This window comes from Dendronalium phyllosphericum CENA369 (assembly GCF_016056275.1).
Classification (GTDB): Bacteria; Cyanobacteriota; Cyanobacteriia; order Cyanobacteriales; family Nostocaceae; genus Dendronalium; species Dendronalium phyllosphericum.
Genome location: NZ_JAECZA010000289.1, coordinates 185,004 through 208,445, shown reverse-complemented (window position 1 = coordinate 208,445; position 23,442 = coordinate 185,004). Strand labels below are relative to the sequence as shown.

Annotated in this window: 25 protein-coding genes; 18 read left to right on the top strand and 7 right to left on the bottom strand. The window is 40.3% G+C overall.

Going from position 1 to position 23,442, the window contains the following annotated elements; genetic code table 11:
- Window positions 1-81: 81 nt before the first annotated feature.
- Window positions 82-1,683, bottom strand: coding sequence for a methionine--tRNA ligase (gene metG, locus I8752_RS32690; RefSeq protein ID WP_214436322.1), 1,602 nt, complete (start codon window positions 1,681-1,683; stop codon window positions 82-84).
- A gap of 506 nt (window positions 1,684-2,189) precedes the next feature.
- On the opposite strand from metG, the gene I8752_RS32685 reads away from it, so the two are divergent.
- The 5 genes from I8752_RS32685 to I8752_RS32665 all read left to right on the top strand — a co-directional run bounded on the left by I8752_RS32685 (window position 2,190) and on the right by I8752_RS32665 (window position 5,840).
- Window positions 2,190-2,915 carry a lysophospholipid acyltransferase family protein gene (locus I8752_RS32685; RefSeq protein ID WP_214436321.1) on the top strand — a complete coding sequence of 242 codons (726 nt, stop codon included), beginning with the start codon at window positions 2,190-2,192 and terminating at the stop codon, window positions 2,913-2,915.
- 278 nt (window positions 2,916-3,193) lie between these two features.
- Window positions 3,194-4,006 carry an alpha/beta fold hydrolase gene (locus I8752_RS32680; RefSeq protein ID WP_214436320.1) on the top strand — a complete coding sequence of 271 codons (813 nt, stop codon included), beginning with the start codon at window positions 3,194-3,196 and terminating at the stop codon, window positions 4,004-4,006.
- 552 nt (window positions 4,007-4,558) lie between these two features.
- Entirely contained in the window at window positions 4,559-4,792 is a 234-nt protein-coding gene (locus I8752_RS32675) for a hypothetical protein (protein WP_214436319.1), read from the top strand.
- Window positions 4,793-5,205: 413 nt separating this feature from the next.
- Window positions 5,206-5,478: a hypothetical protein gene (locus tag I8752_RS32670; protein WP_214436318.1), complete on the top strand. Its 273-nt coding sequence runs from the start codon at window positions 5,206-5,208 to the stop codon at window positions 5,476-5,478.
- Complete coding sequence (locus I8752_RS32665) at window positions 5,475-5,840, top strand: clan AA aspartic protease (RefSeq protein ID WP_214436317.1); 366 nt, start codon at window positions 5,475-5,477, stop codon at window positions 5,838-5,840. Before I8752_RS32670 ends, I8752_RS32665 begins: the two co-directional genes overlap by 4 nt.
- A 174-nt stretch (window positions 5,841-6,014) precedes the next feature.
- Here the strand turns inward: I8752_RS32665 and I8752_RS32660 are convergent, their stop codons facing one another.
- Window positions 6,015-7,442, bottom strand: a complete 1,428-nt coding sequence (locus I8752_RS32660) for an NADP-dependent isocitrate dehydrogenase (protein WP_214436316.1) — start codon at window positions 7,440-7,442, stop codon at window positions 6,015-6,017.
- Between the two features lie 324 nt (window positions 7,443-7,766).
- Between I8752_RS32660 and I8752_RS32655 the strand changes: the two genes are divergently transcribed.
- Genes I8752_RS32655 through I8752_RS32640 form a run of 4 tightly spaced genes read left to right on the top strand, consistent with a single transcriptional unit; the run spans window position 7,767 to window position 10,153 of the window.
- On the top strand, window positions 7,767-8,489 hold the full coding sequence (locus I8752_RS32655; protein WP_214436315.1) for a GUN4 domain-containing protein: 723 nt from the start codon (window positions 7,767-7,769) through the stop codon (window positions 8,487-8,489).
- Between the two features lie 31 nt (window positions 8,490-8,520).
- Window positions 8,521-8,739, top strand: a complete 219-nt coding sequence (locus I8752_RS32650; RefSeq protein WP_214436314.1) for a type II toxin-antitoxin system HicB family antitoxin — start codon at window positions 8,521-8,523, stop codon at window positions 8,737-8,739.
- Window positions 8,740-8,784: 45 nt separating this feature from the next.
- On the top strand, window positions 8,785-8,967 hold the full coding sequence (locus tag I8752_RS32645) for a type II toxin-antitoxin system HicA family toxin (RefSeq protein ID WP_225896043.1): 183 nt from the start codon (window positions 8,785-8,787) through the stop codon (window positions 8,965-8,967).
- A 58-nt stretch (window positions 8,968-9,025) separates the two neighbouring features.
- Complete coding sequence (locus I8752_RS32640; protein ID WP_214436313.1) at window positions 9,026-10,153, top strand: ABC transporter ATP-binding protein; 1,128 nt, start codon at window positions 9,026-9,028, stop codon at window positions 10,151-10,153.
- Between the two features lie 91 nt (window positions 10,154-10,244).
- On the opposite strand, the gene I8752_RS32635 is transcribed toward I8752_RS32640, so the two are convergent.
- The 5 genes from I8752_RS32635 to I8752_RS32615 all read right to left on the bottom strand — a co-directional run bounded on the left by I8752_RS32635 (window position 10,245) and on the right by I8752_RS32615 (window position 14,931).
- The gene (locus I8752_RS32635) at window positions 10,245-10,586 is read right to left on the bottom strand and encodes a type II toxin-antitoxin system PemK/MazF family toxin (protein ID WP_214436312.1); all 342 of its coding nucleotides are present in this window, start codon (window positions 10,584-10,586) and stop codon (window positions 10,245-10,247) included.
- On the bottom strand, window positions 10,586-10,831 hold the full coding sequence (locus I8752_RS32630; RefSeq protein ID WP_214436311.1) for a hypothetical protein: 246 nt from the start codon (window positions 10,829-10,831) through the stop codon (window positions 10,586-10,588). The genes I8752_RS32635 and I8752_RS32630 overlap by 1 nt, the downstream gene beginning before the upstream one ends.
- 139 nt (window positions 10,832-10,970) lie before the next feature.
- Window positions 10,971-12,566 (bottom strand): nickel-dependent hydrogenase large subunit, encoded by a 1,596-nt coding sequence (locus I8752_RS32625; protein WP_214436310.1) that lies wholly within the window; start codon window positions 12,564-12,566, stop codon window positions 10,971-10,973.
- A gap of 68 nt (window positions 12,567-12,634) precedes the next feature.
- Window positions 12,635-13,597: a hydrogenase small subunit gene (locus I8752_RS32620; protein ID WP_214436309.1), complete on the bottom strand. Its 963-nt coding sequence runs from the start codon at window positions 13,595-13,597 to the stop codon at window positions 12,635-12,637.
- A 506-nt stretch (window positions 13,598-14,103) separates the two neighbouring features.
- Entirely contained in the window at window positions 14,104-14,931 is an 828-nt protein-coding gene (locus I8752_RS32615; protein ID WP_214436308.1) for an Rpn family recombination-promoting nuclease/putative transposase, read from the bottom strand.
- A 471-nt stretch (window positions 14,932-15,402) separates the two neighbouring features.
- Between I8752_RS32615 and I8752_RS32610 the strand changes: the two genes are divergently transcribed.
- From I8752_RS32610 to I8752_RS32570, 9 genes are all read left to right on the top strand, one after another.
- Window positions 15,403-16,413: a hypothetical protein gene (locus tag I8752_RS32610; protein WP_214436307.1), complete on the top strand. Its 1,011-nt coding sequence runs from the start codon at window positions 15,403-15,405 to the stop codon at window positions 16,411-16,413.
- On the top strand, window positions 16,410-16,676 hold the full coding sequence (locus tag I8752_RS32605; RefSeq protein ID WP_214436306.1) for a hypothetical protein: 267 nt from the start codon (window positions 16,410-16,412) through the stop codon (window positions 16,674-16,676). The genes I8752_RS32610 and I8752_RS32605 overlap by 4 nt, the downstream gene beginning before the upstream one ends.
- Window positions 16,677-16,684: 8 nt before the next feature.
- The gene (locus I8752_RS32600; RefSeq protein ID WP_214436305.1) at window positions 16,685-16,909 is read left to right on the top strand and encodes a hypothetical protein; all 225 of its coding nucleotides are present in this window, start codon (window positions 16,685-16,687) and stop codon (window positions 16,907-16,909) included.
- A gap of 56 nt (window positions 16,910-16,965) precedes the next feature.
- Entirely contained in the window at window positions 16,966-17,802 is an 837-nt protein-coding gene (locus I8752_RS32595; RefSeq protein WP_214436304.1) for a NifU family protein, read from the top strand.
- Window positions 17,803-17,848: 46 nt separating this feature from the next.
- A complete protein-coding gene (locus tag I8752_RS32590) occupies window positions 17,849-19,042 on the top strand; it encodes an NHL repeat-containing protein (RefSeq protein ID WP_404827136.1) in 1,194 nt (397 codons plus the stop codon).
- A gap of 47 nt (window positions 19,043-19,089) precedes the next feature.
- Window positions 19,090-21,462, top strand: a complete 2,373-nt coding sequence (gene hypF, locus I8752_RS32585) for a carbamoyltransferase HypF (protein ID WP_214436303.1) — start codon at window positions 19,090-19,092, stop codon at window positions 21,460-21,462.
- Between the two features lie 140 nt (window positions 21,463-21,602).
- Window positions 21,603-21,851, top strand: a complete 249-nt coding sequence (locus tag I8752_RS32580) for a HypC/HybG/HupF family hydrogenase formation chaperone (protein ID WP_214436302.1) — start codon at window positions 21,603-21,605, stop codon at window positions 21,849-21,851.
- Window positions 21,852-21,948: 97 nt separating this feature from the next.
- On the top strand, window positions 21,949-23,100 hold the full coding sequence (gene hypD / locus I8752_RS32575; protein WP_214436301.1) for a hydrogenase formation protein HypD: 1,152 nt from the start codon (window positions 21,949-21,951) through the stop codon (window positions 23,098-23,100).
- 43 nt (window positions 23,101-23,143) lie between these two features.
- On the top strand, window positions 23,144-23,359 hold the full coding sequence (locus I8752_RS32570) for a tautomerase family protein (protein WP_214436300.1): 216 nt from the start codon (window positions 23,144-23,146) through the stop codon (window positions 23,357-23,359).
- Window positions 23,360-23,442 lie beyond the last annotated feature (83 nt).

The following is a 23,442-nucleotide window of genomic DNA, read 5'->3' as shown; positions in this document are numbered from 1 at the left end:
ATTTTTCAACTCCGTTAAATTTATTGAGAAGAGAAATTAAGAAATTGAACAAAATCAAAAATTGAGTAGTGATTAAAAAAACTAATCGTTTTTAAGGGGTTCTATTCGCTTAAATATTGGTTGGGGCGTGCCCAACTGTTGTTTACTGGATAGTACCCCCCATGTTGCATGGCTGCTAAAAGGGGCGGAAATTGAAGTTTCTATGCGATCGTTAAAGTTAATTCCAAAGCCCAGCTGTCGATAAATATCGTTACTAATATTTGGAATTATTGGGGACAAAAGATAAGCTGCTAGTCTAACAGATTCTAGAACTGCGTAAAGTACTTTTTCTACTTCCTGCTGCTGTCCTTGTTTATATAACGCCCAAGGAGCTTGGTCGTCGATAAACTTATTACTGGCTTGCACCAGCAAAAGAATAGGCTCGCAGGCTTGACTGAAAGCTAGCGTTTCATAGGCTTGTTTTACCTGTTCCCCTAGACGTAAACCAATCGTTTTTAAAGGATGTTCCGTAGGAATGGCTTCATTTTCTATCAACAATGCACCACCAGAGCAGTATTTTTTCACCATGTTCAAGGTGCGATTTAACAAATTGCCTAAGTCATTTGCTAAATCTGCATTCAGAACGTTGATGAATCTAACTTCATTAAAGTCGCCATCCTTGCCAAATTCGATTTCCTTAAGGAAGTAATAACGAACGGCATCACTACCATAGCGCTCAACTAAGGCTATGGGGTCGAGGGTGTTACCCAACGCCTTGCCCATTTTTTGACCATCTTTGGTCAAGAAGCCATGTCCAAATACTCGCTCTGGCAAAGGTAAGCCTGCTGACAATAACATTGCCGGCCAGTAAACTGCATGGAAACGCAGAATATCTTTACCAATTAAGTGCAAGTTTATCGGCCACCATGTCGCCAAGGCATTTTCTAATGTTGGTTCTGCGTCTGGTTCTAGTAACGCTGTTATATAACCTAGCAGTGCATCAAACCAGACATAAAGGGTGTGCTTAGGGTCAGTTAGTACTGGGAAACCCCAGTCTAGATTGACTCGTGAAATGGAAAAGTCTTGCAAACCTTGCTCTACAAAGTTTAAAACTTCATTGCGACGACTTTCTGGTTGAATAAAATCTGGATGCGATTGGTAAAACTCTTGCAGTTGATCTTGATATTTGGAGAGACGGAAGAAGTAGTTTTGTTCGTCTCGCCACTCGACTTCTTTGTTAGTATGAATGGGGCAGCGATGTCCCTCTAACAGTTCTCGTTCTTCCTTAAATTCTTCACAAGATACGCAGTACCAACCTTTTTGTTGTCCTTGGTAAATATCCCCTTTTTCCCAGACTAGTTTGAAGAATTCTTTGACGATCGCTTCATGACGAACTGCGGTTGTGCGACTGAAGCGATCGTATTGAATATTTAATAACTGCCATAAGCTAATAAAGCTGGGCACAATTTCATCGCAAAACTCTTGTGGGGCTTTGCCAATACTCTCTGCCGAACGCTGAATTTTTTGCCCGTGTTCGTCTGTTCCTGTAATTAGCAGGACTCTACGCCCTAAAAGTCTATGAAACCGCGCCAAAACGTCTGCTGCCATCGTTGTGTAAGCACTACCAACGTGAGGAACGTCGTTTACATAATATAAAGGTGTAGTTAGTGCAAATGTTTTTTCTGTTTTATCCACTAGATTCATGCAGTATAAAAAATAAATTATTAAAACGTTTTAAATCTTCCATTTAAGGACAAAACCACGTAATTATATCTCATTATTATCATTTTTTCAAATTATACCTTGATATTAGCAAATTTATCAGGTTAAGAGTTATTTTGTCATATTATGAATCTAGCCAATTTATACCTAAAAGATGAAAGTTAACTGCTAATAATAATTTTGAATGTTTCTTATTGCATAGATTGTAATGGGGAACACAAAGAAGTCTCAATTATCAAGGATAAGCGATGAAGTAGAGATTTATCGGTTGATGTCTTGCTTGTGATGTTTGAAAAATATGGTTTTTCAACATATATATGCTTATTCGTCTATGGGTGGAGCAACCTCATAGTTCAACTATTATTCGACTGTCTATATGAATAAAACATTTCTACCTTAAGGCGGTCATGATAATAGTAAAGAAATGTAAAACTAAAATCAAGATACACTACGATATTTTTCAAAACGGAAAAAAGTCTCGATTAGGTATGAGTCTAAATAGTCCTCTAGATTTTTCCCAAGCTTTCTTGGCGACACTTTCGACGCGCATGTTTCGCTATTACGAGGATCGTATTCCCAAAGATACAAGTCTGTTAGTAGTCAGCAATCACCGCAGCTTTATGGATGCACTGGTTTTAATGGCAGCGCTGTCCAGTCCAATCCGCTTTGCTTGCCATCACTATATGGGACAAGTGCCTGTGATGCGGGAGTTTGTTACGGGACAATTGGGGTGCTTTCCTCTGGAGGAAACTCAAAACCGCCAGCAAAGCTTTTTTATGCAGTCACAAGTACTATTACGTTCAAAGCAGATGGTGGGAGTTTTTCCGGAAGGAACTAAACCAATGGTGAAATTTACCCAACCAAATCATTTGAGCGAATTCCAGCGGGGATTTGCTCATTTAGCATTGCGAGCTGATGTGCCAGATTTAGCAATTTTGCCGATCGCGATCGCTTCTTTAGAAGAGGTTAACACTAATGGTTTTCCCTTACGATTATTGAGTTTATTCGACCCTTCCGAACCTTTGTTTAATCAAGCCGGTTGGCATCCCTTAGTTTTGTATCGTCGGGTTGCTGTCTTAATCGGTCGCCCTTATTGGATTACGCCGCAACATCAAAAAACATATCATGGCAAACAAGCTAAAACTGTTGTGGCTGAACTAACAGAACACTGTCACAGTGAAATTGCTCATTTACTCTCTCAAGGTTGTTATTAGAAAATTGGATCAGTTGATGTGACAATTAGATGAAGTGTCACAAGGAGAAAAAATCAGATGTTATAGGTAAAATTTCTCGAACGACTAAGTTAAAACTGTTGACAGTCAACAGTTAACTATATTATATCCAGAATGTTTTTATTTTCTCCGTTACGATTTTATCAGACTTTTAAATACTTTTCATACTTCAAACTCATACGTGACAAACTGATAAAGTAAGTATGGGGTTTTGATGAGGAAAACTCTATAAAACTAGGAAATTCAATTTAGATTTTACGATGCTAGAAGTTGAGTTAAAGCCCTGTTTCCTTTCTCCTAAACGAGTACAACTAGAGTATCCGTTGTTTGTGTATTTGCCAGGACTTGATGGAACTGGGCAATTGTTGCGATCGCAAACTGCTGGATTAGAAGCTGGCTTCGATGTCCGCTGTTTAGCGATCCCCAGAAAAGACTTGACTAGTTGGGATGCTTTGGCAGATAGCGTTTTAGACTTAATCCACGCCGAATTAGAAAAAAGTTCCCAAAGGCCAGTTTACCTATGTGGTGAGTCTTTTGGGGGTTGTTTGGCGATGAAAGTGGCTGTCAAAGCGCCACAGTTATTTAAGCGAATTATCCTAATTAACCCAGCTTCTGCCTTTCATCTGCGACCTTGGCTAAATTGGGCATCTCAATTGATTTCCTGTCTACCAGAATTCCTTTATGATTTTGGGGCATTAGGATTGTTGCCATTTTTAGCATCTTTGGCACGTATGTCGAGAAGCGATCGCCAAGAATTACTCAAAACAATGCGTACTGTACCACCCCAAACAGTTATATGGCGGTTGTCTTTATTAAGGGAGTTTGATGTTAATTCAGAGCAATTACGCTGCTTGACTCAACCAGTTTTGTTAATTGCTGGTGCTGGCGATCGACTTTTACCTTCCGTCGCGGAAGTGAAGCGAATTGCAGATATTTTACCTAATGCGAAGACGATTATATTACCATATAGCGGACACGCCTGCTTGCTAGAAGAAGATACTAATCTTTATGAAATTCTCCAAGCTAATAACTTTTTAGAAAATAGCTTTCCAACTGTGAAATTATCAGTTTAAGGACTAGACTAACTTTAATTTTGTAGGGTGCATTACCTACAGCAAAACACACTCTTGTATCTTAGAAGAAGTGGTAGACCGTCACACGCTTGGTCAAATAAGACCGCGAAAAAGTGATGAAAGCGATAATTTTTTATATAACAATACCAGTAGTAATCTCAGCAATCATAGGAATGCTCTGGGCAATAATTTATCTACTGTTTAGCTAAAATCTTCAAGTAACTCTCAAGTTGTTTTTCTACTCACTTTTGGGAGGATTACTTGGTGTAATAGTTGGTGCTTTTATTGGCCATTTAGTCGGTTCAAGGGTATCTAAAGAAGCCCCAGGTGATATCTTTATTTGCTCTGATGGCTTCGCCTGGTTCTATTGGATTTTAATTTTCTGGATTATAGGCACTATTGAAGGAGCAGTTTTAGGAGGATTGATTTTCATCAGATTTTATTCATAATCCGTTCTGGATAAATATGTGTTTATAAATTCTATTCCTATGTATTTTTTTATTTTTTGTCGAATTATAGTTTTTTCTATTAGGTGTTTAACTAGAAACTTTTATGGCTCAAAATACTATACATATATCAATGAAAAATCAACTTTTCAGAACAATTGTAACGATTTCAACAGCGATCTCAGGAACAATTGGAACGATTTGGGCAATATTTTATTTCAGATATACCCATAATTTTCAAGCAAGTTTTGAATTGTTTTTCTACTTCTTTTGTGCCGATTTGATTGCTGGAATAATTGGTTTAATTATTGGTATTATATTTAATTTGAAAATAGATTAAACTATCAAGTTTTGGATAGACATTATTAGAAGATTTTTTGAAAGAGAGTACGTTAGTAGTACTTGTTTTTTTAAGCCCAAATAGCAATAATTAATGTTACGTTCGCTATAATACCGATTTGTAATCAAATAGAATTAAAGGCAAATTATCCCTCTTATGTCGCTTTCTAGGAGGGCGATCGCGCTTAAGCCTCATGAGGCAATCAATACAAGCTATACTATTAAAAAAATTGGTCTTGGATTTGTTATTAGAAAATAATCGCGCGACTGCATGATATACAAAAGCTCTAGAATTCATAAATGGCAAATGTTTTCGGAGACTGACAGAAGAGGAATAAATGGTTTTTTCAGGCTACTTCTTGTCTGAGTTCCAATAATATAATCAGTATACAAGAGCAACAAGTGAGCAATACCATGCAACCCATACTTTTAAGCAGTGAAGAAGTTGGACGACGTGCTAGAGAGATATACGAAAATAGTATTCGTCAACAAGTGGAACGAGAAGAAAACATCGGTAAGATGGTAATCATTGATATAGAAACAGGCGAGTATGCTGTTGACAAAATAGGTATAGAATCGGCAAAATATTTACGTAAAAAACACCCCTTTGCTCAACTTTTCGGTATTCGCATTGGTTACAAAGTGGCTGTTTCCTTCAGTGGTGAAATGGAGCGCGATTATCGGTGATTCCTGGCATTGTTAAGAATGGACGTGCAACTGTTAACATAATATTTAGACTGCCAAATCAACCAGATTTTACTATTGAATTTGTTATCGATACAGGTTTTACAGAATTTCTTTGCCTACCCCCAGCAGCAGTAACTCTGTTAGGTTTTCCTTTTTTGCATAAGATGTATGCAAATTTAGCTGACAACAGTAATGTCATCTTGCCAGTACATCAAGCTACTATTCTGTGGAATGAACAAGAACGGGAAGTTAGTGTACTTGCTACAGGACGGCTACCTCTATTAGGTACAGCGTTACTGGATGAGCATGAACTTGTTATACAATTTACCGAAGGCGGTTTAGTAACAATTGAAGAGTTGTAATTGCTTTCTTGATATATGGACTTCCTATCAATAGCAATAAAAAGGTAAAAAATCTACATTTTTACCTAACTTTTGTAATAAGTTGAACGAATTAGGAATTGAGGCAAAGAATCATGAATGACGAAAATTTAGCATTCATAATTCTTTGCCCCAATTTTTACTTTTTAAACTAAATTACCCGTTACCAAAATGCTGAATAATCGCCTCAGCAAATTCAGAACATTTTAAGGGTTCCACAGGTGGTTCTAGTAATCGTGCTAAATCGTAGGTGACTTGACTGCTAGCGATCGCATCCCCTAAACCTTTCTTAATCAGGTCTGCTGCTTCTTGCCAACCCAGATACTCCAGCATCATCACACCGGACAAAATCACCGAACCAGGATTAATCCGGTCTAAGCCAGCGTGTTTGGGCGCAGTGCCGTGGGTAGCTTCAAATATGGCACAGGCATCGCCAATATTCGCCCCTGGTCCCATTCCCAGACCACCCACGATTGCCGCAGCCGCATCAGACAAATAATCGCCGTTCAAGTTCATCGTCGCCAAAATCGAATATTCATCCGGTCTAGTTTGGATTTGTTGAAAAATGCTGTCAGCAATGCGATCGTTCACTAGTACTTTGTCTTTCCATTGACCATTGCCGTGAGTTGCCCAAATTGAGTTAAGAACGTTTTCAACTTCCTTGACAATTTGTGCTTGTTTCTCTTGAGTCAGGGCATCAAAACCCGGATCGATTTGTCGGGCGTTGTCTTCCAAAGAGAGATCGGGATTTTTCTCCTTGTTACTCAAAATCCAAGATTCTCGTTCGGTGACAGTTTCTTGACGAAACTCGCTAGTTGCTAATTCGTAACCCCAATCGCGGAAAGCGCCTTCGGTGTACTTCATGATGTTGCCTTTATGCACCAAAGTCACCTGTTGTTTGTGTTTAGGCAGGAGTAAGGCGTGTTTGATAGCACGGCGCACGAGGCGCTGGGAACCCTTTTTACTGATTGGTTTAATGCCAATCCCAGCATCAAGGGGGATTTGCTTCTTGCCATGTTCTGGGGTGGCGGGGATCAGTTCTTTATTGAGGATGGAAATGAGGCGATCGCCAATTTCGCTACCCTGCCGCCACTCAATACCTAAATAAATGTCTTCCGTATTTTCCCGATAAACAATTACATCCAGCTTTTCAGGATTTTTGTGCGGTGAAGGTGTACCTGCATAGTAGCGGCAAGGACGCACACAAGCATATAGGTCAAAAATTTGCCGCAGTGCCACATTTAAAGAACGAATACCGCCCCCAACTGGAGTAGTTAAAGGGCCTTTAATTGCTACACCATATTCTTGAATCGCCGTCAGAGTATCTTCGGGTAAATATTGATAAGTACCGTATAAATCACATGCTTCGTCACCAGCATAAACCTTGAACCAACTAATTTGACGCTGGCCCTTGTATGCCTTTGCTACCGCAGCATCCAATACTTTTTGGGCCGCAGGCCAGATATCTATACCCGTACCATCGCCGCGAATAAAGGGGATAATTGGATTGTCTGGCACAATCGGTTCGCCATTTTTAAAGGTGATTTTTGCTCCGGTTGTGGGGGGGATAATCTTGTCGTACATTCTTCACATACTCCTGAACGATATGCCGTTGAGATTAGGTATTGGGTATTAGGTACTGGGGATTGGGTATTAGGTACTGGGGATTGGGTATTAGGAAAACTCTTTCCTAGTCCCCAGTCCCCAGTCCCCAATCGCCAGTCCCCAGGGCAGATTTTCCCCCTATTCTCCTTGTACATTATTTGAGGCTAAATTATGGGATTCAGTGAAGGCATCGCAATTTTGTACGATCAAAAATAGTAAACTACTTTTCGCTATCAGTGTTTTGCTTTGAAGAACGCCCGATAGCCGATCGCTTTTTCACGCTTCCCTAACGCGAGTAATGGCATGACAGACCCAATGATTTTATCAGGCCCTGCTAATGACATCGACTCTCTCCGCCTCCAGTTAATCGCTGGGTCTTTTCAAGTCCAACAACAAATCATCCCACAGTTAGCTGACTTGGGTAATGAAGGATTAGACGTGTTGATGGAATTTTTATTGAAACGACGTGAGAACCCAGCAACTTGGGTCGATGGCAAAGTCTACCAAGTCCTTTACAATTCTGACGCACCTCAAGCCAAAGAATTTCTATTTTCCAGTTTTCCTGAGGGAATTGTACCTCTAAAATCAGAGTGCGGGATTAATTACAATCCTTTGCAACAGCTACTTGCTGTCCAAGACTTCCAAGCAGCCGATCGCATGACTATCCAAAAAATGTGCGAACTAGCAGGGCCAACGGCTGTACAAAGAAAATGGTTGTATTTTACTGAGGTCGAAAATTTCCCGGCTGTTGATTTGCAAACCATTAATAACTTGTGGGTGGTTCACTCCGAGGGTAAGTTTGGCTTTTCAGTACAGCGAGAAATCTGGTTAAGTTTAGGAAAAAACTGGGATAATTTCTGGCCGAAAATTAGCTGGAAAAAAGGCAATAACTGGACGAGGTATCCTAATGAGTTTATCTGGGATTTGAGTGCACCTAAAGGTCACTTACCCCTATCCAATCAACTGCGGGGAGTGCGAGTGATTTCCTCATTATTTTCTCACCCTGCTTGGTCGAAAAATCCTTAAACATGACTGTGAGACTACCAAGAGATAAATTATGACTAACGCTGGAGAGCGAGAATTCTACGTCATCATTGAACGAAATGAAGATGGTTATTATGTTGGAGAAGTTCCTCAACTTAAAGCCTGTTATAGCCAAGGAAAAACAATTGATGAATTAATGGTGAATATTAAAGAAGTCATTGAACTTTGTCTGGAGGCAGAAAACGATGAAATAATACCAGAATTTGTAGGTATTCAAAAGGTCGTTATTTAATGCCAAAGCTACCAAGTTTGACAGGTACAAAAGTTATTAGCACCCTTGAAAAAAATAGAATTTCAAGTGAGACGGCAAAAAGGTAGCCATGTGCAAATGGAAAGTGAGAATGGACGTTTAGTAACTATTCCTGTTCATCCTGGTAAAACTATTAGTAGAGGATTGCTACGCAAGATACTACGCGATGCTGAACTTACAAGGGAGGAGTTTATAGCATTGCTGGAATAAGAAAGTTAGGGAATCCCTATCAATCCCAAACCCACAATCTCAAATCTCAAATTGAATAATGGCAAAAGTTCGTCTTGAAGATATTAAACGTCGGTTTAACAATGTCACCGCGATCGAGGACATTACCTTTGAAATTCCTGATGGAGAGTTTTGGGTTTTAGTCGGGCCGTCAGGCTGTGGTAAATCCACGATTTTACGAACGATCGCCGGTTTAGAAACTGCCACATCTGGCAAACTCTTTATTGGCGATGAGTTGATGAATAATGTCCCAGCAAGGCAGAGGGATGTAGCAATGGTGTTCCAAAACTACGCCCTTTATCCGCATATGACAGTGGCGCAAAATATTGCCTTTGGGTTGCAGATGCGGAAAGTTGACCAAAGAATTGTTCAAGAACGAGTAGTAAATGTAGCGCGATCGCTATCTTTGGAACACCTGCTAGATCGCAAACCCAAACAACTTTCTGGAGGACAGCAACAAAGGGTCGCATTAGGAAGAGCGATCGCCCGCGAACCACAAGTGTTTTTACTAGATGAACCTTTGTCTAATTTGGATGCCCAACTCCGAGATGATACAAGGGCAGAATTAAAACAGCTACATCAAAAATTGGGAATTACAACTGTCTACGTCACCCACGATCAAGTTGAAGCGATGACTTTGGCTGATAAGATTGTGGTGCTAAATCGCGGCAGAATTCAACAAATCGGCGACCCGCAAAGCATTTATGCTAGTCCTGCTAATCAAATGGTGGCGACTTTTTTAGGCAGTCCACCGATGAATATTTTACCTGCAATTTATAAAAATGATGGTTTTGATGTTAGTGGGCAGTTATTAGCAATTCCAGCGTCTTTGCGAGAGAAGTTGCACCTGCGGCAAGGACAAAGTTTTGATTTGGGAATTAGACCAGAACATATCATAATTAACACTGACTCAGCACTCAGCACTCAACCCTCAGCACTCAGCACTCAGCACTCAGCACTCTTAGTAGTTGAGGTGAAAGTGGTAGAACCGTTGGGAAGGGAAACCTTGATTCGTGCTGGGTTGCCTGGTTCGACGGAGTTGTTAAATATACAAGTAGGTGGAGATGTGCGTCTGCATCCGGGCGATCGCATTTCTCTACAACTGGATTTGCATCAGTTGTTTGTGTTCGACCCTAAAACTGGCGATCGTATTTCGCCTGAGAAGTGACAAACTTTGTAAGCAAAAGTTTTTACTAGCGATGGTTTTTATTTACTGAACCATACAACAACTGGCAAGCTTATCTATTGGCTTATGCTTATTACAGCCCCATCAAAATTTTTATTCTGTCTTCCACCGCTACCATTATTTCTGGAGATACCGTTCCCCAAAGCTTTTCCAAACGCTCTACAGAAATCGATCTCACATCTTCGCACTTGACAAAGCTTCTTACCTTCAATCCTCCTTCTGGAGGGTTTAGTTCTACATGAAAAGGAATCCCTTTTTCTTTTGAAGTAATTGGCAAGACAACAACTAAGCCAGATGCACTTTGATTAAACAAGTCCACAGAGATGACCAGACATGGACGTTTTCCAGCTTGTTCATGCCCTCTTACAGGATTTAAGTCAACTAACCACACCTCTCCTCTGGCAATTTGTGCCACTAATCTTCAACTCCATCAGCTATTGTTCGCTCCCATGCTTGTCGCTCTGCAAGTTCCTCTTGCCAAAGTGGCTCATTTTGTCTCAAAGCTGCAAATGCTTCGTTAGCTTGTAATAAAAAAATATACCGACGATAATTTTCGATAGCCTTATCTAAAACCGTCTGAATTGTTTCACCAGAAGTTTCTGCAATTTTTAATAGAGTTTCGTGGGCAGTTTCACTAATATTGACCTTTAACTCAGTCATGGCTCAACTATCAACTTTTAACTTCTACAGGTATTGTAACCAAGCACATAACTGTAGTTGCCACTCCACGCTGGGCTGTAACAAATTAAATGGCTAATTGGATCGCAATTAGCCATTAGTTATTAGTAACTAGCATCCTTTAGGCAGTGCGAAAACGTGCCAATTCTTCACCAGTCTTCGCATCGTGGGCGTGAACTGTACACACCAAGCAGGAATCAAACGATCGCGCCACATGACCAACTTCTACAGGGTCGGTAGGATCGTCGATGGGTGTGCCTACTAAAGCTTCTTCAATCGGGCCGCGGATGCCTTCACCATCACGGGGGCCGATATTCCAAGTACCGGGAGCAATCACTTGGTAATTCTTAATCTTACCGCCCTCTATCTCTACCCAGTGACACAGAGAACCCCGCGCTGCTTCGGTTGCACCCCAACCCTTGCCATCTTTTTCTGTGGGTTTGATATACCAGGGATCGTTTAATTTGAACTCGCGCAAACAGTGTTCGGCTTGGCGATATAACTTGACAATTTCGTGAAGTCGTGCAAGTTGACGCACGTGAATGTTAGGGCCGCGCATCTGCTTGAAGACATCAAGAATAAACCCGTCGTAGTGTTGCCAAGATTCGCCATGTTTACCACCAGCAACTAATTGGCGTGCTAAGGGGCCTGCTTCTAAACGCCCAAAGTCTTTGTGCAGGACTGCACTCGCCCAAGAATAGGCATTGTCAAAGTCTTTGGTATTATTTGGGGTGGGTTTGGTGTTGCGATCGCTAGGATGAATATCTGCTGTGCCTTCCTCGTACCAAGAGTGAGTTGTATTCTCGCGGGTAAAACTCTGATCCATTAAGGTGTGAGTGTCAGTGAAGCTGTCATATACTCCACTTTTCATAATCGTGGCGGCGTTTCGTCCGTCGATGGTGGGCTTTTGGTATTTATCCTCATGGGCTAAATATCCCCAAGTGACATATTTACCAACACCAGCGCCATATCTATCTAGACCGATATCTAAACCCATGCGCCAGTAAAAACCCAAGTCTGACTCGCGATGATTTCGGTCTTCATCTAGCCAGTCCATGAAGTCATCGTATGTTTGGATTTCTTCGTAGCGTTCTAAAGAACAACCTAACCATACTGGTTCTAACCAATTGGTGCGGAAGTATTCTAGAATCGCCCAAGCACGGGTAATATCTGTTAAGGTAGGGGCGCACATGACACCGCCGGGAACCATGTAACTCGAATGCGGCCATTGACCGCCTAACAGCGCATAAATTTCTACAGGTTTAGCAGAAATTGTTATGCCCAATTCGTAAGACTTGCCAGTGAAGGCGGCAAAGCGTCTAACAGCTTCTTCGTAAAAGCGACTGCTACGGTAATTTTTATTGGTTAAATCAATAGCAAACAAACCATAAAAGTACCGGGGTATACTTTGGATTGTTTCCACAATTTGACCTAAATTTCTCGCCAAAATTGCATTGCGAGGAACTTCTGTACCCCAAGCGGTATCTAATGCCCACGATGCACAAGTTAGGTGAGAACCGCCGCAAATACCGCAAATCCGAGGTGTAACAATTAATCCGGCTTGGGGATCTTTGCCGCGCAGAATAACTTCAAATCCGCGAAACAGTTCGGCATGTGTCCAAGCGTTGACTACCCGTCTATCTTCAATTTCGACACGGACATCTAAATCGCCTTCGACTCTACCTACGGGCGATATATCTAATGTTTGAATTGTCATATTTGTTAGTTGTTAGTTGTTAGTTGTCAGTGGTCAGTGGTCAGTTGCTACTGACTAATGACTACTGACTAAACTGTAAAAAAGTCTTCTTCTGCCCATGCTGGTGCTGCGTCTTTGGCAACCATTGTGAGTAAGGCGTAGTCTTTCTTTTTCACTCCTGGCGGTAATTCTTTGGGAACGCCCATCACTGTTTGAGTTTTAAATACAGTTCCGGGTTTGAGGTCAAAGAAGGGAAATTCTGGTTCTGTGCAACCCAAACAAGGCATTCCGGCGCGGGTTTTGGAGGAAACGCGGTTCCACAAAATTCGGTTGCAAGAAGAATGAGTCATGGGGCCGCGACAACCCAAGTCGTAGAATAAGCAGCCTTTACGCTGACCAAATTCGGCGGTTGAGGCTTTGTAGGCAAAGTGGACGTTGCGGGTACAACCTGTTTGCGTGTAGGTGTTGAAGAAGGTTTGCGGACGGTGTAGTTCGTCGAGGGCGATGTCGGCGATGCGTCCGGTGGCGATCGCAACTAATATCTGCGTAATCCAATCGGGATGGGCAGGACATCCAGGTATATTAATCACAGGTAATCCCGCTTGGGAAACGAAATCTTTCCCTAAAAAGCCGCCTTCTTGTCGCCTGAGAAATTGCAATCCTTCCGATTCGCTGGGGTTGGGTGACATTGCCGGAATTCCTCCCCAGGTGGCACAGTCGCCTACAGCAACGATAAATTTAGCAGCTTTGGCAAGGTCAGTTAACCAATCTTTCATCGGGCGATCGGCAAACCGATTCCATTCGCCTGTGCCGTTAGGGGCGTTGACAACGCTACCTTCAAATACCAGGATGTCTAGGGGAATTGTGCCAGAAATACAATCTCGTAGCAGTGTTTGTAAGTTATCGCCTAATTCCAATCCCAAAGAGGGATGCCACAATACCTTGATGCCAAAGTCAGCAATCAAATCGCAGACTGTCGGTTCTTCAGCATTGAGAAATGACATAGTGTTGCCCGAACAAGCACCACCTTGCAGCCATAGTAAGTTTGTCATTAGCTATGCGTTTTTCTATTGGTTACAATGCATTAGCTAGGTGATAATACTTGTCGAATCTCACCTGTTTATCAATAGTTATTTATTAAGACTAAGATATTTTTTTAATTTATTTCTCTTTCATTAAAAAAGAATTAATGATTAACTACAACTAAAAAAATTAAAATTTTATTTTAGTAAAAATTGTAATATATTTAACAAATCAAAAATTATAAATATATCAAAAATCCTGTAAACGTGATTTTTGTTTGAATTATAAACACTGAAATTTTAAGCACAATTACTAATTTAAGTGCCAAAATGTGAGGTTGATCTTCATAGAGAGTTGGTATTAATTGAGTGCTATTAAAACTCTGTAATTCTTAATAAGAATTTTTGAGTTAGCTATTTATAAGTATAAAATTTTACTTTAAATAAAGATACGAGAAAGGCGATCGCCCTCGGTCAGGAGTTTGCGATCGCCTTATCTATTAAACCATTGTTAATCCTTCGCGCACCCTATTATTTTAGGATTTCGGTTGTGCAGCTTGCCTAACAATTTGTTCGTCCAAACCTAAAGCTTGAGCTATCTGCTCAATACTCAACCCCAACGCTAATAACTGGGGTATCGCTTCCAACTTGCCTTCTTGTTTACCTTCTAACTTGCCTTCTTGTTTACCTTCTAACTTGCCTTCTTGTTTACCTTCTTCAAAAACATCTTGGTAAAATCTAGTTTGCCTTAATTCATTTAATCCAAACATTTGTTGCATCTCCTCTCGGCTCAATCGCGGCAACTTGTAGATTAATATCGTCTCTATTAATTGTATAATTTCTCTCTGTTGAGCGACATTTGCAAATTGCTGTCGAGCATTGTTTACTATCTCTATAGCCTTAATTGTTGCAGTTGATTCGGGTTCGACGATGAGTTTAACTGTCTCTATGCCGATTGATGATGCCTCTATTGAGCTTAATTCCTCAAGATAAACGCGAGTTAGTCGTTGCGAATTGAGTAATTCTGTATATCTTTCGGTATCTCCAGTATCAACGTTGCGGTTCGGGAAGATGACAACACCACGCCAATTATTAGTTAATTCGGTTTTGTCGAGATAATTAAAGATTTCTGCAAACAAACGCGAGTATAATTTTTTATCTGGTTGAAATTGGACTTCGGCAAAATAGATAGGTAACTCTGTGGCATTTGGTAGGAAGACACCATCGATTCTAAACGCCAGTTGTTTGACTTCGACTGAAGAAAACTGGTAAGCACTAGCTAGTTGCGGTGGTTGGTTAATTAGTTCAAAGAAAGTGCCGGGGATACTTTGGAATATGCGATAAAAGATACTATCTGTTTTCAAGAGAGCTAATTTTACAGTTAACGAACATATTTTACACTTCGGCGATCGCGTGGCGACTCTTTGAAATATTGCACGAAAAATAATATTTTGATTATGTTAATTGATGATACAAAAAGAATTTAAAAAATATCAGGTGTTTAAAGCTGACATTAATATTAGCAATTTCCCCCTAGAATTTTCAAAATAGAGTGTTTTATATTTTAAGGAATGGGTATTAGGCGTGGAAAAAGGATGCGGAGATAGTGAGACGCTGTGACGCGGTGAGAAAATTTTCTCCGTGTCTTTGCATCCCGTGTCCTTTTTACCAAATCCTAATCCTTAGCCTTAGTCTCAGGCAAAAAAGGGGAATTTTGCCAAAGAGACTCAAAGCTTGCGTAAATCGGTATGGCCCCTGATTAGACGCGATCGCGTGTTTATATCTTTAGCGGGCGTTGACAGCTTCAATTCCCAATTGGCTAGAGTACGGCAGTTATGAACCCTAGCATTACAGATTCAGCGGTAAAAGCAGCGATCGCAGCTGTGGCATCTGAGTCAGCAACAGCAGAGGAAAAAATCCAGATGCTGATTGAGATGGCACAAGGCTTTCAAAAAAAGCCTAAAACTGCCCAAGACTTGCGGAATGCAGTTTCTCTGTATTACCGGGCGTATGAAATGTGTGGTGAGGAGTATCCCCTATTAAAAGCCCGCGCCCAGCTGGGGATGGCAGGAACGTTACGGACAATTCCGGATGTAGGGACTGAACTGCTACAGCAAGCGAAAGTAGGTTATGAAGAAGCGCTGCCAATTTTACAACAATTAGCCTTACCTGAAGAAGTGGCAGAAGCACAAATGAATTATGGATTGGTGTTGCAGTCGCTTGCGCCATTCAATTTGGCACGGATAGCTGATAGCATCCAAGCTTATCATCAGGCGTTGCAGGTGTTTACTTGGGAAGATTATCCGCAGGAGTATGCGATTTTGTATAACAATATTGCGATCGCTTACCTTTCTATGCCGATGGCATCGGAACGGGAATATTTACGTCAGGGGTTAGCAGTACAGTCATTTGAAGTCGCACTGAAGCATATTAATTTGATCGATCATCCTAGAGAATATGCGATGTTGCAAAACAATTTGGGTAACGCTTTGCAATATTTAGTAAGTTCCCATCCTGTGGAAAATAATTTGCGGGCGATCGCAGCTTATAACGAAGCGTTAAAAGTACGTAATTCCAAAGACACACCTCTAGAGTACGCCAACACAATTTCTAACAAAGCCAACGCCTTATTTAACTTACCCGATAATCCAGAAAAACCAGAAGCTGGTAATTTGCAAAATCTTTTACAAGCACGCAACTACTATCAACAAGCTTGGCAAATATTCACCCAACATCAACAATTAGAACAATCAGAAGTAGTAGCTCAAGCTTTGCAAGAGGTGGAAACAGAAATAAACCCTATAAATTTAATTTCTAACTCTAATAATGAGGATAACAATACATGAGAGATATTTTGAGTAATCCTAATATGACTGATTTTTTCACAAATATGGCGGCTGGAGACTTGAACATAGTAACAGGATTACTGTGGTTAATCCTAGCAACAGTTGTATCGATGATTGGTGGTGCTATTGGCGGCATGATATTAGCCGGGAAAGATATAGGTTATTCTTTCTCAGCAATGCTTGGTGCTTTCTTTGCTCCTGCTGGTGCAATTCCAGTCATACTATTAGGGCTAGCTATACTAACTTTATTGACAAACTTTTAGGAGGTAAAATGTTAGAAATCGGGTGGTTTTCTGCCAAGTTATTTTTTCAAGGCAAGCTACTACGCGACCCCATATATTTCATTAGACAAACCACGATTGGTATTAGTCTCGGCTTGCTATTACTCTTGCTACTAGCTCAAGCTAACATTCCCTTTTGCTTACCAATAACATTATCTAGTTTAATCACAGGCATAATTATGCCATTTCTCCTCAAAGATTTCAAAATGAAATGAATTGTTAGTTATTAGTTGCCACTGACCATTGACCACTAACCACTGACAACTTACTAATGACTAACCTCGCAGAATTAATTCAAGAAATTAATCGTTTTGAGGCAATTATATCCGAGTGGGATGAAAGCCAAAGGTGTGTAGCAGTAGGGCTAAAAGGAGCAATTGAAGCTTTACATAAAGAAGCTTTGACACGGTTGATTAAAAACCTCAAGCAAGAATCAATGTCAGCTTTGCGTCTTGCTGTTGCTGATGAAGTCGTGTACGCAGTCTTGCATTATCACGAACTAGTCAAACCCACGATTTTAGAACGCATTCAGACAGCCCTTGAGGAAGTTCGCCCAGGCTTAAAAAGCCATAGTGGCGATATAGAACTAGTAGCTTTTAAACCACCAGATACAGTAGAAGTTAAATTAATCGGAACTTGCAGCACTTGCCCAGCTTCAACTTTGACTTTATCTCAGGGTGTAGAACAGGCAATAAAAAATCATTGCCCGGAAATTACCAAAGTAATTGCTGTTAATGAAACTCCTGTTGCTAGCAATACAAATTCTAATTTAATCAGTCCATTTTCTCCCAAGGTAACTTCTACTTGGGTAAAGATAGCAAATATTGAGCAACTTCTAGAGTCTAATGTATTTGCAGTAAAAGTCGCTGGTCACTCACTGATTTTATATCGTCAAGGTGTAAATATCACTTGTTACCCTAATGCTTGTACTCACCTAGCATCTCCTCTAGATACGGGTAGAGTGGAAAATGGTATTATTACCTGTCCATCCCACGGATTTCAGTACAATTTAGAAACAGGTGAATGTCTAACTGCTGCTGAGGTTCCTTTGCAGTCATATCCAGTACAAATTAAAGGTGATAAAGTTTTTGTACAGATCCAAAGATGATTTTAAATAATTCTTAAGTTTATCTGCTACTTATGTATATCGTATTGTGACTAATCCCACACCACAATTGCCATCAGAAGCAATAACAAATCTTCAAAAATTACCTCTATCACCTCAAGGTGCAGAGGTAATTTTAGGCAATATTTTGGAACCAGAAACATTAGCTATACCTATAGCACCAAGTCCTACAACAATGTTTGGACCTCGTGGGGCTTGTTTGTTATCAAATAGACAATTGTGGATATCAGATACAGGACATCATCGATTATTAGGATGGCGAAATTTACCTACTAAAGATAGTCAAAGCGCTGATTGGATAATTGGACAACCAGACTTCGATCGCGAGGGACAAAATGCTAAAGGTAAAGTGGGAAGAACAACTCTCAGCGTACCAACTGGGATTTGTGCTTGTGGGGAAGGATTAGCAGTAGCTGATGCTTGGAATCATCGAGTTTTGATTTGGAAAACATTACCGCAAGATAGTAATGTGCCAGCAGATTTAGTATTAGGACAAGCTAACTTTACTGAGAATGAACCAAACCGAGGAAGTCAAGTAGCTGCCAATACAATGCACTGGCCCTATGGTGTTTTCTATCATCAAGGACGGCTATTTGTTGCTGATACAGGTAATCGACGGGTATTAATATGGCATCAGTTACCAATAGAAAATGGTCAGCCTGCCGATTTAGTTCTGGGGCAACCAGATATGATATCTCGTAATGAAAACGGTGGTAATTCTCCAACTGCGGCGAGTATGCGTTGGTGTCACGATATAGCCTTTTGGGGAGAAAATTTAGTTGTCACTGATGCAGGTAATCATCGCGTGATGATTTGGCAGGAGATGCCAATAGAAAATAATACCCCTTGTACGGTAGTGTTAGGACAAAAAAACTTTGATGCTGTGGAAATGAATCAAGGAGTTTATTTTCCTAGCGCTAGTAGTTTGAGTATGCCTTATGGTGTGGGGGTTGCTGATGATTGGTTGATAGTTGCGGATACTGCTAATTCTCGGTTGTTAGGATGGAGAAAGCCAGAATTAATAACATCATTACAGGGTGTCGTGGCAGATGCGATCGCGGGACAAAAAGATTTTCAAAGTAAAGGTGAAAATCGCAATTTCGGATTGCCAAAGCGAGATAGTTTAAATTGGTGTTATGGCATAAAAATCTGTGGTAATACTGCTGTAATAGCTGATTCTGGAAATAATCGAATTTTGCTGTGGCATTTTAAGCAAAATTAAGCACGAGGCATGAAGACAGAGAGAAAATAAGAGTAGTCTAGGTGCTTATGAGGATTGAAGAAATTAGAGTTCGCGGTACTGTTCAGGGGGTAGGATTTCGCCCTACTGTGTATCGTCTTGCTAAAGCTTTTAAGTTACGAGGAGATGTTTGTAATGATGGGCAAGGTGTTTTAATTCGAGTATCTGGTAGTGAGGAAAATTTAACAGAATTTGTTGCCAAACTACAGCAAGAATCTCCACCGCTGGCAAAAATCCAAGAACTATCACGAACTAGTTATGAAGGAGAATTTGACTTTGATGATTTTGTGATTTCTAGTAGTGTTAGTAATATCATCAAAACAGAAATTGTTCCCGATGCTGCTACTTGTCCGCAATGTTTACAAGAAATATTTGACCCCTTTAGTCGCTTTTACCGTTATCCCTTTACCAACTGTACTCATTGCGGCCCTCGTCTAAGTATTATTCATGCCATTCCCTACGACAGACATAATACCAGTATGTCTGTGTTTGCTATGTGTCCGGAATGTGCAAAGGAATACCGCGATGTTGAAAACCGCCGCTTTCATGCCCAACCTGTAGCTTGCCACATCTGTGGCCCCAAAGCTTGGTTAGAACGTGCTGATGGTAAACCTGTCACCGCGTCCATGTTCTCAATGATGGATGATGTTGATGCCGTTTGCACTCTATTACAAAAAGGTGAGATTGTCGCAATTAAAGGGTTAGGTGGAATTCATCTAGCTTGCGATGCTACACAAGAAATAGCTGTAGAAAAACTGCGTCAACGCAAAAAGCGCTATCATAAACCTTTTGCTTTGATGGCGCGAGATATATCAATAATTGAAGAATATTGCACCGTCAATGCTAAGGAAAAAGAGTTATTAACAAGTCCTGCCGCACCTATTGTACTGCTACAAAAGAAAGTAATAGAAATAAAGCAAGAACTGCTCATTCAGCACTCAATTGCATCATCAGTTGCACCTAGGCAAAATAGCCTTGGTTTCATGCTACCTTATACGCCCTTACATCATTTAATTCTCAAACGGATGAATTGTCCGATTGTTTTAACAAGTGGCAATCTTGCTGATGAACCGCAGTGTATTGACAATGATGAAGCGCGTGAAAAACTAAACAAAATAGCTGATTATTTTCTCTTTCATAATCGGGAGATTGTCAACAGAGTAGATGATTCTGTCGTGCGAGTCGTCAGCGAGAAAGTACAAACAATTCGTCGTGCTAGAGGATATGCACCTGCAACTATTAATTTACCACCAGGATTTGACAGAGTTCCACAAATTTTAGCGATGGGTAGCGAGTTAAAAAATACCTTTTGCTTATTGCGGGAAAAAGAAGCAATTGTATCTCAGCATTTAGGAGATTTACAAAATGCTGCGGCTTTTAATGCTTATCAAAAAATGCTGAATTTATACTTAAACTTATTTGAGCATAAACCAGAAGCGATCGCCATTGACAAACACCCAGAATATCTTTCAAGTAAACTCGGCAAAGAACTAGCCTGTGTCAATCAAACTAAACTCTATTTTATTCAGCATCACCATGCCCATATTGCTGCTTGTATGGCAGAAAATAGTATACCTTTAAATTCGCCACCGATTTTAGGTATCGCTTTAGATGGCTTAGGCTACGGAGAAGATGGCACACTATGGGGTGGAGAATTTTTGTTAGCAGATTACCGCCAATTCCAGCGACTAGCAACATTTAAACCGATAGCAATGATTGGTGGCGAACAAGCAATTTATCAGCCTTGGCGGAATACTTACGCTCACTTATTAGCTGCTCAACTTTGGGATACTTGTCAACGACAATATACTGAGTTAGGAATTGTCAAATTTTTAAAACAAAAACCGCTAAAACTTCTCAATCAAATTATTGAAAAACAAATTAACTCCCCATCAGCTTCATCTGTAGGACGGTTATTCGATGCAGTAGCGGCAGCTATTGGTATTTTTCCCGAAGAATGTAGCTATGAAGGACAAGCTGCTATAGAAATGGAATCTTTAATTGATATTAATAGCTTAAATAATTATGAAGAAACTAATAATTATCATTTTGATGTGGTCTTTTTAGATAACATTTACTGTATAGAGCCAGCCCCAATGTGGCAAGCCTTGTTAAATGACTTACAGCAGCAGATTCCACAGAAAACGATAGCTGCAAAATTTCACAAAAGTTTAGTAAATATCATTGTCGAAATGGTTAACCTCGTTCGCCAAGAACATCTAATCGATCGAGTTGTACTTACAGGGGGAGTATTCCAAAATCGTATTTTATTAGAAAAGGTTACTAAGGACTTACAATCATTGGAAATTAACGTACTTACACATAGCTTAGTTCCTACCAATGACGGCGGCTTATCTTTAGGTCAAGCACTTATTACAGCCGCTCAATTAATTAATAACTAATAATTAATTGAGCAGTCCTAAATGAGTTGTAAAAAACCTCTACTTTGTGGGTTCTTTTTCACAAATCAAATAGTATTGCTATATTCTCTCTGTGTTCTCTGCACCTCTGTGGTTCGTATCTCCTCAAAAAGGACAAAAAAATGTGCTTAGGAATTCCCGGTCAAATTATTGAAATAACTAATACTAATCATAAATTAGCCATCGTTAATATTGCTGGTGTCAAACGCCAAGTAAATATTGCCTGCATCGTTGACGAACAACATCCACCTGAAGCCTGTATTGGAGATTGGGTATTAGTTCATGTCGGCTTCGCCATGAATCGAATTAACGAACAAGAAGCCGCAGAAACATTAAAACTATTGCAGGAACTAGCGGCAATTATTAATTAAAACTCTTCTTTTTTTCTTCCTTTGCGTTCTTTGTGTTCTTTGCAGTTCGTTAAAAAACAAATTACTAATATACAAAACCTATTATTCCCCACATCCTATGAAATACGTAGACGAATTCCGAGAACCTGAAAAAGCTGAAGCCTTACGCCGCGAAATCACAAAATTAAGCCAGCAGCTAGAAAAACCCATCAAAATCATGGAAGTATGCGGCGGACACACTCACTCTATTTTTAAATACGGCATCGAAGAAATTCTACCCAAAGCCATCGAACTAATTCACGGGCCTGGTTGTCCGGTATGCGTCATGCCAAAAGGGAGATTAGATGATGCGATCGCCATCTCCCAAAATCATAACGTCATCCTGGCTACCTTTGGCGATACCATGCGCGTTCCCGGTTCCAAAACCAGCTTGCTGCAAGCCAAAGCCCAAGGCGCAGATATCCGTATGGTCTACTCTCCCCTAGATAGCTTGCAAATTGCTAGAGACAACCCCAATAAAGAAATAGTCTTCTTCGCCCTAGGCTTTGAAACCACAGCCCCTAGCACCGCCCTCACCATCCTGCAAGCAGCAGCCGAAAAAATTCCTAACTTTAGTATGTTTTGCAATCACGTCCTCGTGATTCCTGCCCTCCAAGCTTTACTAAATAATCCCGATTTGCAACTAGATGGATTTGTCGGGCCTGGTCATGTCAGCATGGTAATTGGTACTGACCCTTATGAATTTATTTCCCAACAGTATCATAAACCAATTGTCGTTTCCGGTTTTGAACCTTTAGATATTCTTCAATCAATTTGGATGCTATTACAGCAGCTAGTAGAAAATCGTTGTGAAGTCGAAAATCAATATAACCGACTAGTACAAAAAGCTGGTAATCAAGTGGCACTAGATGCCATAAATAAAGTTTTTATTGTGCGAGAAAATTTTGAGTGGCGCGGCTTAGGTGACATACCTTATTCCGGCTTAAAAATTCATCCTGAGTATGCACAATTTGACGCTGAACTAAAATTTACCATTCCCAATCTTAAAGTTGCCGACCATAAAGCTTGTCAATGTGGAGAAATACTCAAAGGAGTTTTAAAACCTTGGCAATGTAAAGTATTTGGTACAGCTTGCACGCCAGAAACACCTATTGGTACTTGTATGGTATCTTCCGAAGGTGCTTGTGCAGCTTATTACAAATACGGAAGATTCTCAAATTTCGCGAATAAAAAACTTGATGAACAAAAAATAGTAACTCTAACTCCATAACCTAAGATTAAAGTGAGTTATCTGATGATGGGAGTATAATTATATGCCATTCGTTACTGTTAAAATTTCCCGCGGACACTCCATCGAAAAAAAACGGCGGTTAGTCGAAGCCATCACAAATGCTTTAGTTTCAGCTTTAGACACTAAACCAGAATGGGTAACTATTCACATTGATGAATTTGAACGCGAAAATTGGGCAGTGGGTGGTCTATTACATTCTGATAGGCATCGTGGTAGGCATGACGAAACAGGCAGGTAAATTGTAATAATTCAGAAGTCAGGAGTCAGAATAGTTAAAGAATTGGGAGAAAATTTGAGTAATTAATCTCCCAATTATACTGA